General features: G+C 46.9%; 12 protein-coding genes. 11 read left to right on the forward strand and 1 reads right to left on the reverse strand.

Annotated features, from left to right (window positions below):
• Positions 1-151 precede the first annotated feature (151 nt).
• The 8 genes from DYH48_RS16830 (at position 152) to DYH48_RS16865 (ending at position 7,188) form a co-directional block, all read left to right on the forward strand.
• The gene (locus tag DYH48_RS16830) at positions 152-1,126 is read left to right on the forward strand and encodes a hypothetical protein (RefSeq protein WP_012088366.1); all 975 of its coding nucleotides are present in this window, start codon (positions 152-154) and stop codon (positions 1,124-1,126) included.
• Positions 1,127-1,139: 13 nt separating this feature from the next.
• Complete coding sequence (locus DYH48_RS16835; RefSeq protein ID WP_006085958.1) at positions 1,140-2,039, forward strand: DUF350 domain-containing protein; 900 nt, start codon at positions 1,140-1,142, stop codon at positions 2,037-2,039.
• Positions 2,040-2,043: 4 nt separating this feature from the next.
• Positions 2,044-3,768: a polyamine aminopropyltransferase gene (locus DYH48_RS16840; protein WP_115335414.1), complete on the forward strand. Its 1,725-nt coding sequence runs from the start codon at positions 2,044-2,046 to the stop codon at positions 3,766-3,768.
• A gap of 78 nt (positions 3,769-3,846) precedes the next feature.
• Positions 3,847-4,260: a YjfI family protein gene (locus DYH48_RS16845; RefSeq protein WP_006082925.1), complete on the forward strand. Its 414-nt coding sequence runs from the start codon at positions 3,847-3,849 to the stop codon at positions 4,258-4,260.
• 11 nt (positions 4,261-4,271) lie between these two features.
• On the forward strand, positions 4,272-4,961 hold the full coding sequence (locus DYH48_RS16850) for a PspA/IM30 family protein (RefSeq protein WP_006082926.1): 690 nt from the start codon (positions 4,272-4,274) through the stop codon (positions 4,959-4,961).
• Between the two features lie 162 nt (positions 4,962-5,123).
• A complete protein-coding gene (locus tag DYH48_RS16855; protein WP_115335415.1) occupies positions 5,124-5,777 on the forward strand; it encodes a hypothetical protein in 654 nt (217 codons plus the stop codon).
• A 101-nt stretch (positions 5,778-5,878) separates the two neighbouring features.
• A complete protein-coding gene (locus DYH48_RS16860; protein ID WP_006082928.1) occupies positions 5,879-6,208 on the forward strand; it encodes a hypothetical protein in 330 nt (109 codons plus the stop codon).
• Between the two features lie 155 nt (positions 6,209-6,363).
• The gene (locus DYH48_RS16865; protein ID WP_006082929.1) at positions 6,364-7,188 is read left to right on the forward strand and encodes an ion transporter; all 825 of its coding nucleotides are present in this window, start codon (positions 6,364-6,366) and stop codon (positions 7,186-7,188) included.
• Between the two features lie 146 nt (positions 7,189-7,334).
• Here DYH48_RS16865 and DYH48_RS16870 read toward each other — a convergent pair whose 3' ends face one another.
• Complete coding sequence (locus tag DYH48_RS16870) at positions 7,335-8,831, reverse strand: CYTH domain-containing protein (protein WP_115336158.1); 1,497 nt, start codon at positions 8,829-8,831, stop codon at positions 7,335-7,337.
• Between the two features lie 231 nt (positions 8,832-9,062).
• On the opposite strand from DYH48_RS16870, the gene DYH48_RS16875 reads away from it, so the two are divergent.
• The 3 genes from DYH48_RS16875 to DYH48_RS16885 all read left to right on the forward strand — a co-directional run bounded on the left by DYH48_RS16875 (position 9,063) and on the right by DYH48_RS16885 (position 11,834).
• Entirely contained in the window at positions 9,063-9,743 is a 681-nt protein-coding gene (locus DYH48_RS16875) for a TIGR00153 family protein (RefSeq protein ID WP_006082931.1), read from the forward strand.
• Between the two features lie 25 nt (positions 9,744-9,768).
• Entirely contained in the window at positions 9,769-11,058 is a 1,290-nt protein-coding gene (locus DYH48_RS16880) for an inorganic phosphate transporter (RefSeq protein ID WP_006082932.1), read from the forward strand.
• Between the two features lie 227 nt (positions 11,059-11,285).
• On the forward strand, positions 11,286-11,834 hold the full coding sequence (locus DYH48_RS16885) for a TIGR04211 family SH3 domain-containing protein (RefSeq protein WP_063883822.1): 549 nt from the start codon (positions 11,286-11,288) through the stop codon (positions 11,832-11,834).
• The last annotated feature ends 168 nt before the right edge of the window (positions 11,835-12,002 follow it).

The raw sequence follows: 12,002 nt of genomic DNA on the forward strand, positions 1-12,002 counted from the left end.
GCAGCTACCTGATGTAGCACACAAATAAAGGTATCCCCTTTTATCTGTGGCATTTAAGGGTACTATAACCTGCGCAGCAGGCATATTGGGCAAGCAGATTATTATTGCCTGCAAGTATTTGAGTTTTATTTCATTACCATTTGGAGAAAACATGGCAGGAATGCTAACCCGTGTTCTCACATCGATCCTCTTTTTAGCCGTTATGCTGTCGCTGACGGGTTGTGGCGATGAGAGACCGGATAAAATCGCGAAGTATCAACAACTCACGCAGCAACGCCTCGCAACGCTCACGACGATGATCGATGACGGGCAGTTGCGTAACGCTAACCTCTTAAAACAATACACCACACTGTTAAAGCAGCAGAAACCTGATTTAGCCCCATTACTTGATGAATTAGCAAAGGATTCTGGCACCCAAGGTCCCATGTATACCTCGCTGAAACGTCGATTAGATGAGTCGAAAGTGGCGAGTAACTTTGCCGATCTCGATCAACAGCTGGCCGAAGCGGAAAATCTTTATCAAGCCGCTGATCCCAGTTTGTTTAACGATATGTTGTCCGACCCTGTCAACGTGGTTGCCGATATGTCCGACGGCAAACTTGCCCGCGTGAATGCGATTAGCCGTGAGGCAGCAACATTAGCCAATGGCGGCGAAGATTTTGGTCCAGGCAGTCAGCTAGTTGGTAATCCGTCTTACGGTAACTGGCAAACCGACTCGAGCGGCACTTCGTTTTGGGCTTGGTATGGCATGTATTCGATGTTTTCGAATGTCTTCAATCGCCCTGTTTCCTACGATCGTTGGTCGGGTAACCGAGGTTATAGCTATTACAATGACGTAGGTCGTTATCGCTATACCTCACCCAAACAAGCGGATGCGCAAAATAAGACCTTCGAACAAACGAAAAAACGTTTCGATTCTCAAGGTAAGCGCTTCGACAGCCCTTATGCCAAACCGCGTACCGGTGGCACGGCGTTATCCCGTGAAAGCACCAGCACGCCCAAGGCCAGCAACACCACGAGCGCAAGCAAGAGTTCGAGTAGTAAGTTCCGCTCTAACTATGCTAAAGACAGCAGTTTCCGTAATTCCAGTAATCGCACGACCCGCAGTGTGCGCCGGGGCAAGTAACTAAGGATTTCCAATGACACTATTTCAGGATTTCGGTATCACACCAGAGCTAGCCATCATTCTGGCTATCGATCTCACCATAGCCGTGATTTTGCTAACGCTGATGCGTTATTTGCAAGGTTGGAGCGTAAAGGTTAACAGCAGTAAAGAACTGGCGGAGCGTGATAACTTTGCCTTCGGTATCAGTACCGCGGGCGCCGTTGCCGCATTGGGTATAGTGCTAACGGGCGCTATCACTGGTGCTGCCGCGCACTCTTATCTTAATGAAGCCATTGGCATGAGCGCCTACGGTTTATTCGGCTTAGTGCTGATTAAACTGGGTCGTTTCCTCCACGATAAGATTGCGTTAAACGAGTTCGATAAGAACGAGCAAATCATCAAAGGCAATGTGTCTGTCGCGATTGTCGATGCCAGTGCCGCCATCGCCACTGCGATTATCATCCGCGCCGTGTTGTTATGGGCAGAAGACTTAACCCTAGATACCTTTATCGCTATCTTCAGCGCCTTTGCGATTTCGCAGTTGATGTTAGTGCTACTGACGCGCTGGCGTGAAAACCGTTTTGCGAGCCGCAATCAAGACTCGTCAATGCAGCAAGCCTTAGTACAAGGTCATACGGCATTAGCACTGCGTCATGCGGGTTATATGATCGCAATGGCGCTGAGCTTTAACGCTGCCAGCCACTTTATTATATTCAATCCAACGGCTTATGTGACTAACGTGATCGGTTGGTTAGTGTTCTCAGTCATCATGCTGATCGCGCTTTCCTTACTGCTGTTCGTCGTGAAGAAACTGGTATTAGCCCGTATCGATTTAGCCGATGAAGTAGAAAGACAACACAATATCGGCATCGCCGCCGTTGAAATGGCGATCAGTATCGCTATCGCACTTATCCTCACGGCACTGATGGCCTAATCGAATGCAAGAAACCAGCTTAACCCCCTCGGCGGCTAAACCTAGCCGCCTAGGTTGGTTCGACGATGTCCTATTATTGGGCATCATGGCCGTATTAGCAGGCTGCGGCCTGATTTACGAATATCTTTTATCCCACTATGCGGGGCGCATTTTAGGCGCATTAGAAGCCGCCATCTACACCATGATTGGCTTGATGATAGTCTCCATGGGGCTAGGTGCCTTCGCCGCTCGTAAGATCCGTGATGCCTTTACCGGTTTTGTGATCTTAGAACTCACAGTCGCACTCTGTGGCTCACTCGCCATTTTAATCACAGCGGCGGTGATTGGTTTTGGCCAACAACTGCCCTTAATGATTGCCAACACCTTAGGTTTACCACCAGATCAACTACCCGAAGGCGGCATGATAGGCTCGCTTCAAAAACTCAGCGAATACTTACCCTATGTGTGGGGCGTGTTACTGGGCCTGATGATAGGTATGGAAATCCCACTGATCGCCAGGGTGCGCCAGTCTCTTTCTGACGAGCATTTACTGCACAATGCGGGGACAATTTACGGTGCCGATTACATAGGTGCTGGCATAGGTGCCGCCATTTGGGTGGGCTTTATGCTTGCCATTGATATCCAACTTGCCGCCGCCTTAACTGCCAGCTTTAACCTGTTGGCGGGTTTTGTGTTTATCTGGCGCTTCTGGCCTAAAATCCGCCGCCCTAAACTGCTTTTGACTGGGCACTTTATCGTGACAGGCATTTTACTCGTGTTAGCCATCCACGGCCCACGCTGGGAACAAGAATTTAATAATTTGCTCTATAAAGACAAAGTGGTTTACGCCAAAGCGACACGTTTCCAACAGCTGACCTTCACCGAGCGCCTGCGCGGTAACGGTCTGCCGCCCGTTTATGCGTTATACATCAATGGTCGCTTACAGTTTTCTAGCATAGACGAACACATCTACCATGCGTTTCTCGTGCATCCCACACTCGCAGCCAGTGCCCGTCATAACAAGGTGTTGATCATTGGCGGTGGCGATGGACTCGGTCTTAAGCAAGTGCTGCGCTGGGAGCCTGAGCAAGTGACGCTGCTCGATCTCGATGTCGGCCTAGTGCAATTGTTTAAGTCGCCCGATACGGATATGCCCGAGCGTTTGAGCCGCGCTATGTTGACGCTCAACGGTAATGCGCTAAACGATCCCCGTGTCACTGTGATCAACGACGATGCATTTAATGGCGTCGATAAGCTGATTGCCACAGGCGTGAAATACGATGCGATTATCGTGGACTTGCCCGATCCGAGCCATCCCGATCTTAATAAGCTGTATTCGGATTATTTCTACCGTAAATTAAAGGAACTTATGAGCAGTGATGGCGCTCTGACTGTACAGTCAACATCGCCTTACCATGCCCCTAAGGCCTTTATTTCGGTAGCAAAAACCTTGGCATTGGCAGGATTTGACGTCAAACAGTACCACCATAATGTGCCCAGTTTTGGCGAATGGGGCTGGAGTATCGCCACCGCAGGCGGACTCGATGCACAACACAGATTAGCTAAGTTAACTGAGCTGCCCATCAAAGATGACTGGCTCACCTTAGGTTTAGTGGATGGCGCCTTTGAGTTTCCAGCAAATTTTTATAAAGATGCCGCCAAAATAAAACCCAATGAATTGGGTTCGTTGCAGCTGTATCACTACCATTTGCAAGATTGGTCCGAGAATCAGGGACTGAATCTTTTTTAATAGGATGAGATAGTGCTTGACATATTATGTCTCAGTGCTATCTTTGAACACAGACATAATATGTCAATAAGGACAAATATGAATATCCATACCATTGCCAATCACCTCAACAGTCTTGGCAACACCAGCCAAACTGGCTTTCAATTTGATTGTTATCCAATCGATGGTGAAGTCGAAGTGTTGCAAGTGAATGTGGTTGGCCGTGAAGAAATCCCGGTATTTGTATCGGTGACGGACAACCAAGTGCTCTGCATCAGCTACCTGTGGGGCGAGAACGAAGTAAACCAAGATCGTCGCAGTGAAATGTTTGAAACCATGCTAGAGCTCAACATTCCAATGCCTCTGTCATCCTTTGCAAAAATTGATGACAAATACGTAGTTTATGGTGCGCTATCACTACAATCTAGCATGCTCGAAATCGAGCAAGAATTATCAGTTTTATCCGATAACTGTTTAGAAGTTATCGATGAAATGGTCGATTATCTGAAATAAGGAGCCACAAAATGGGCATTCTGAATAAAATTTTAACAGCGTTTCGTGGTGGTGCTACCGAAGTGGGTCAAGGCATCGTTGACGCAAACTCAACCCGTATTTTCGAACAGGAAATCCGTGACGCAGAAAAGCATTTAACCAATGCTAAACGTGAACTGACCGATGTTATGGCGAAAGAAATGCAAGCCAGCCGTGAAATCGACCGCCTGAAACGTTCGATTGCCGAACACGAAGGTTATGCGACTCAAGCATTGGACAAAGGTAATGAAGCCTTAGCAATTGAAATTGCAGAGAAGATTGCCGAGTTAGATCAAGAGCTGTCTGAGCAACAAAGCGCCAACGATAGCTTTAGCGCCCATGCTGCACGTTTGAAAGACTTAGTGAAGAAAACCGAGCGCCAACTGTCTGATTATCAACGTCAGCTGAGCATGGTTAAAACCACTGAAAGCGTGCAAAAAGCCACGGCTACCATTACTGACTCGTTTGCGTCTAGCAACTCTAAGCTGCTGAACGCTAAAGATTCACTCGAGCGCATCAAGGCTCGTCAGCAACAGTTTGACGACCGCCTGAAAGCGGCAGAAACCTTAGCCGATGAAAACAGTGACAAGTCACTGCAATCTAAGCTAGCCGAAGCCGGTATTGGTGAGCAGAAGTCGAATGCAAATGCTGTGCTAGACCGAATCAAAGCACGTAAAAGCTAAGCAATGATTGACCGAATGCCGAGTCTCAGTGGGATCATCACCCCCTACTGACCTCGGCATTTTTTTGTTTCATCCGCATAAAATAATTGACCACTATTGCCCGTTACGATCCGCAGCCAATCGATTTGAAGCCGCACGCGAGCATAGTCAGCAGGAGTCACTATGGGATTTTTCAATAGTATTTTTGGTAAGAAAGCAGCGCCACAGCGCGAGCTCAATCACCCATCCCAGCTCAAAGTGGGCGATATGATCTCAATTGATGACAGTTTTGCCCTGCCGCCACAACTTCGTGGTCAACAATTGAGGGTCGAAGCCGTACATACCTACGAGTCTGAACGTAAACAGCAAACCGAATGGTTACTCAAAGGTCATGGCAGCGACACACTCTTTTTAAGTATCGAAGAAGACGACGAAACCTATCTCGCCTTTTCGATTAAGATTTCCCGCGCCCAAGTGGAACAGTTATTCGATCTTGAGCAGTTCAGCGCCCTGTTCGATGAGCCGGGTCATACCGAGTTAACCACTCAAATATTACCGGCCGACTTAGCGGAACAACTGGAACAATGGCTTGGAAAGCAATATCACCAAGTGACGTTTGCCGCTTTTGGCTATTTCCATCGTCAGGATTACCGCGGTCAAAAACCACCACAAGACGCCAATGGCGCCACGGGTGAGCCCTTCGAGTACTATTTACTGCTCGATGACGACGAAAACTGCGCCGTCGAAGTGGAAGTCTACGAAGGTGGCGACACAGATGTTGTCTTGACCCTGTATCGTCCACTGACGGATATTCGAGATTACTGGCCAGCGAAATAACCCAAAAATAAGATAAAGTGCGTGCTCGCACTTTATCGATAATCCCAATACAATCTCACAGATAAGCGCTAGAAACGGTTGATAGCAATAGGTAATACGCCATGAGTAAAACCAAACACCCTCTCCCCGAGCAATGGTTGAAGAACCAACAGGCCGCAAAAGCAACGCAAGTGGCTTTCGATCTCGATGAAAAATTTCAATACTCAATTCGTAAAGCCGCGTTAGATGCAGGCGTGAGCCCTTCGGATCAAATTCGCACTATTTTGGGCTTGAGCGTATCGAAGCGGCCATCGCGTCCGCGCCTTACCGTGTCACTCAATGCCGATGATTATGTGCAACTGGCAGAAAAATATGGGTTAAGCGCCGATTCGCAGCTAGAAATTAAACGCCGTGTACTCGACGATTTAGTTCACTTTGTGGATGAAACCTAACGCCGCAATCACTTCACGCGTCAGCCCTTTATGTAAATGGCTGGCGTGATTAATCGACAAATAGCCCTTTTATTGACTAAGACAATTTACTCATAGCCTAAAGTCTTTTACTTTAGTTGAGATATTCGCCGCACTTAACAGGGATCATGTTTGGCATGACAGATAAAACCCCATGGTCACTTCGCACCCTTGGCACCCCTTCTCCATTCGAAATGGCGATGATGCTGTTATCCTTGCTGTCGGTGATCATAGTGCTCGTCATGACCTTCGGTCGCCTCGATAGCGAAACCTACCGCTTACTCTTTTTCGTCGATACCAGCATTTGTATGATCTTCATGATCAACTTCTTTATTGGGTTGGTCCGTGCTCGCGATAAGCGTTTTTTCATTCGGCATCATTGGATTGATTTTATTGCCAGTATTCCGGCAATTGAAGCCCTGCGCATGGCGCGGCTGTTTCAAATACTGCGGGTAATACGCCTGATCCGTATGAGTCGTTCACTGCTGCTTCCGCTGATCAAACAACGTAAACAAGCCACCTTAGCCAGTTTGCTCGTCGCCATGGTGACGATTCTGACCTTGGCCTCAGTGATCATTTTGATCGTCGAAAGCGGCACCGAAGGCGCTAATATCCAAACCGCAGAACAAGCCATTTGGTGGGCGTTAGTCACTATCTCGACTGTCGGTTACGGCGATTATTATCCGGTGACGACAGCTGGCCATATCATAGGCGGTATTGTGATTGTCAGCGGCGTGAGCTTTTTTGGGGTGATCTCAGGTTATATGGCGTCGGTATTTGTCGCACCCGATGAAACTGAGCGTCAAGAACGCCAAGAGGCCCATAAAGCCGAAATAAAGTCAGAGCTTGAATTAGCCTTAGCGAGAATGGAAGAAAACCAGCAGAAAATGGAACAAAACCAAGCGCAAATGCTCGCAAAAATTGCAGAGCTTAAACAGGTTATCGAAACCAGAAATAACTGATTTAGCGAAGAATTGGCTAACAATCTGCAAAAGAAAGGGCTCAATCCAATATGGATTGAGCCCTTAGTATTTTTCAGTACCGAGCTAGAAATAAGTGCTGCGCCAGTCAATAGACTTAGAATTAGTTTAACGTTATAAACATAACCCTACCAATAGGCCTGTTGCTGCATCGCATTACGACGCGTCGACTCCATGGCAAATAACAAACTCTGCTGTTTATCTTCCAGCCATTCATTTAAATCAATATCCAACTCTCGGCTCGCATCCTGCACCGCGCGGTAACAGGCTAAGGTTTTAATCCCAAGCACTAAATCTTGCCAAGGTGCGCGAAATGCATCCCGTGATTTCGCCTCATATAAACTGCCATAGGCGTGACCGACTAAGATGCTCTCATCAAGCACTGCAGCCACTTGTAGGTAATTTGCGCTAGTCATGACAGTATTGAGTGGCATTACCTCAACGATCGCCATCCAAGAAGCTTGCTGGGCGCGGTCAGCATGCTGGCGTAAGCTAGGCTGATTGCTGATATCCACTTCACCGGCACTGACCTTAAGTAAAATCTCGACAATCGCCAGCTGTAATTGACCATATTCAGTTTGCTGCCACAAGGAGAGTAAACGTTCTGTTAGATGTATTTCACTCAGCTGCGCCATGAGTCGCGCTTTAACTTGGGCATGTTGGCCAAGTTTTGCGAATAAGCCCCTTTGGCTCCCAAGCAAGGCGGTTAGCGCCTGTGCTTGCTCGATAAAATCGAGCTGTTTTTCAATCGACATGAATTGACTCGACAGTGTCACATTCAATAATTCGAACTGACTTAAGGTCATCCGCAGTAGACGAATACAGGCGCGCATCCGCCACCACAGTGCCACACAGGCTTCGGGTTTGCTTTCCTCTGCAATCATGCTTTCTAATAATTGCCAACGCTCAAGCGCGGTTTCAAGCAGGATTTGGCAGTTTGCACTTAAATCCTGTGAAGAAGAATCATGTGACTCTGTCAGTGGCAAAAATTCCAATGCGTTTAAATCGAGCGGCTTAGCTTTACCCGCCAATCGATAGCCGCGCTGCGCCTTACTGGCTTTGCCTAAACGCACGGGCACCACACTCGCCACTTGCGTTGCCAGTTTAAGTAGCGCTTCGGTATCGCCACTGAGGAGTTCAAACTCTAGTTCACATAAAGCTTCTTGCTGACCATTGGCGGTGATTTCACCTATATCCAACGCCACTTCGACCACGCTATTATCAATCTGAACATGCCAAGCGCGGCGATAAAAATCGGTATGAAATATACAAGTCAACTGGGCTTGAGTGGCCGCTAAATCGGCATCGACTGGCCAGATACTGGCTGGGAATAGACTTAAATCTGGGCTATCGGCTTGGATAGTCACGTTATATTCAGGCCGCGAATGAATCCCGCCCACGACTTGTCCTGCGGTTTTTATGGTCTGCTCCCTGTGCCCATCGTAACCGCGCACCCGCAACCCCATGTCCCACTGACGCAGTTGTAAGTCAGGGGTGTCGAAATAACCATTCGCCAAACGACGTTTACCTTGAGGTACGGCATTATCGAGACTATCTAACTTATTTATCAGGGATTCTTGATATATCGGCAGGAAAAACAGTTTTAATTCAATCTCAGCATTCATTGCGTTACCGCTCATTTTGTCATCAAACATTCATTAATGCGTCATCTTTAGTTCATAATGTCACAAATGTGTCATAAAAATCCCGTAGGATTTGGTTTTGCAGTTGGTATATAACCCGTTAGAATAAACCTGTCGTTTTTTCTGAAAAAACACAGTTTCAATACGCGGACGCATAGGTTAACATGCGCCCGCTTTTTCCAATAATGGAACAATCTAAATAGGTAAACGGCAATGCCAGTAAACTCTATTTTGGGCGTGTTTGCAAAATCGCCAATTAAGCCTCTTCAAGAGCACATGGACAAAGTACACGATTGTGCATCGTTACTCGTCGCCTTTTTCGAAGCCACTATCACAGGTAACTGGGACAGTGCGGTTCAATTACGTAAGCAAATTAGTTTAGCCGAGAAGCAAGCAGATTCACTAAAGCGTGAAATTCGCCTTACTCTGCCAAGCGGTTTGTTTATGCCAGTAGAACGTACAGATTTATTGGAACTTTTAACTCAACAAGACAAGATTGCCAACAAAGCAAAAGATATTTCTGGTCGTGTTATCGGCCGTCAGCTGTTAATCCCTCAGGTTATGCAAGTCCCTTTTATTGCTTATCTACAACGCTGTATTGATGCGGTAGCACTAGCAAAACAAGTCATTAATGAACTCGAAGATCTGTTAGAAACAGGTTTCCGTGGTCGTGAAGTCGACTTAGTGGCAAAAATGATCAACGAACTCGATATCATCGAAGAAGATACTGACGATCTACAAATTCAGTTACGCCGTCAGTTATTCGCCATGGAATCTGAATTGAATCCTGTCGATGTGATGTTCCTATACAAAACGATTGAGTGGGTCGGTGGTCTTGCAGATCTCGCCGAACGCGTCGGTTCACGTCTTGAGCTTATGCTGGCTCGCGTTTAACAAATAAGGTTATCAAGGTATCAATATGGTTGATGCAGGTATTGAGGTGGCTAACGTCTTAGTCACCAATGGCCCGTGGCTTATTGCCGTTGCGGCTGCATTTGGTTTTCTCATGGCATGGGGTATTGGCGCGAATGACGTTGCCAATGCGATGGGAACCTCTGTAGGTTCAAACGCAATTACGATCAAACAAGCGATTATTATCGCGATGATCTTTGAGTTTGCGGGCGCGTTTTTAGCGGGTGGCGAAGTCACCAGTACAATCCGTAATGGGATTATTGACCCCAGTTACTTCACTAATACACCTGAATTGCTGGTTTACGGCATGATAGGTTCGCTATTAGCGGCAGGTATTTGGTTAGTCGTCGCGTCTGCTTTAGGTTGGCCAGTATCGACTACACACTCTATTGTCGGCGCCATTATTGGTTTCGCTGCAGTCGGTGTAGGCACTGATTCGGTTGAATGGGGTAAAGTGGGCGGTATCGTAGGTTCATGGGTGATTACCCCTGCAATCTCAGGCTTTATGGCATTTATCATATTCCAAAGCGTACAGAAGCTTATCTTCAACACTGATGATCCATTAAGCAATGCTAAGCGTTATGTGCCTTTCTACATGGCATTTGCTGGCTTTATGATGTCTTTAGTGACCATCCTTAAGGGCTTATCCCACGTGGGTATTCACTTAAGCGGCGCTGAAGCTTATATGTTAGCGGGCGCAATCGCGGTTGTGGTTGGTCTAGTGGGTAAAGTGGCGATTTCACGTTTAAAAATGAGCGACAAAACTGACCGTCAAACTCAGTTCAAAAACGTTGAAAAAGTGTTTGCGATCCTGATGGTACTGACAGCCTGTTGTATGGCTTTCGCCCATGGTTCAAACGACGTTGCCAACGCGATTGGTCCTTTAGCGGCGGTTGTTTCTGTCGTTAACAGCGGCGGTGAAATTGCATCAAAATCACCATTAGTCTGGTGGATTTTACCTTTAGGTGCCGTAGGTATTGTGATGGGTCTGGCGATTTTTGGTCAGCGCGTTATGCAAACCATCGGTAAAAACATCACTCACCTGACGCCAAGTCGTGGTTTTGCGGCTGAATTAGCAGCGGCTTCGACAGTGGTTATCGCATCGGGCACAGGCTTACCTATCTCTACCACACAAACCTTAGTCGGTGCGGTATTAGGTGTGGGTATGGCCCGTGGTATCGCAGCGATTAACATCGGTGTAGTGCGTAATATCGTTGTGTCTTGGGTTGTGACCCTACCTGCCGGCGCAGGCCTATCAATCATCTTCTTCTACATGATTAAAGGTATCTTTAATTAAGAAGTTTCGCTAAATAAGTTGCTGAAGTTAAGTAGCATTAGCACCTAGGACTAGAAGGTCATAGGAAAGATTGAGTGAAAAGGGAATGGTCATAGCATGGATGCAGTAAAGTTGAGGGAAGTCTATGACTTCCCTCTTGCATTACAGGCCTCAAATCCCTAGCATGTGCAGACTATTTCGTTGATGAGAATACAAAAGTGTTTAGACTCCTGACTCTGGTAGGAATGATGTTACTGTCTTCCAACCTGCTGGCCGAAGGCCAATCCCGTTACATCTCGGATAACGTGTTTCTTTATCTTTTAGGTGGCCCTGGTACTGAGTTTCGAATTCTTGGCTCGATTGAAGCCGGTCAACCTGTGACACTGCTCAACGAAACCCAAGGTGATTACTCTAAAATCATCGACCATAAAGGCCGTGAAGGTTGGGTACAAACTAACTTAATCAGCTCGACTCAGAGTTTCCGCGAACAAGTGCCAGCGTTAACCACTGAGCTTACACAAGCTAAAGCTAAGCTAGCGGAAGTATTAAGTTCGACAGATAACCACGCCGACGAAGTTGCCGAACTGAAGGCTAAGCTAAGCGAGTTAGAAACAAACCTAGCCAAAACCACTCAAGAGCGTGATCAACTGAAGAATGCTGTAGATCGCACCGCCCAAGACGAGCGTTTTGAACTTTGGCGTCAAGGCGGGTTAATCGCAGGTTTGGGTTTAATCCTAGGCATTATTTTAGTGTATTTACCCAGACCACAACGTCGCAGTAAAAAACGTTGGATGTGAGTCTGACACACAAAAAGTCTTCATTTACCTTCCAAAAGCCAGTGTTTTCAAACACTGGCTTTTTTGTCAATCAAGCGTTACATCTACTTATTAACAAGCCAATCAAACAAGCTTCACAATCTTTCACGCTATAGTGTTGTCCGTCACATTTTGGTTGTATAATCGGCG

The sequence above is a fragment of the Shewanella baltica genome, assembly GCF_900456975.1.
Classification (GTDB): domain Bacteria; phylum Pseudomonadota; class Gammaproteobacteria; order Enterobacterales; family Shewanellaceae; genus Shewanella; species Shewanella baltica.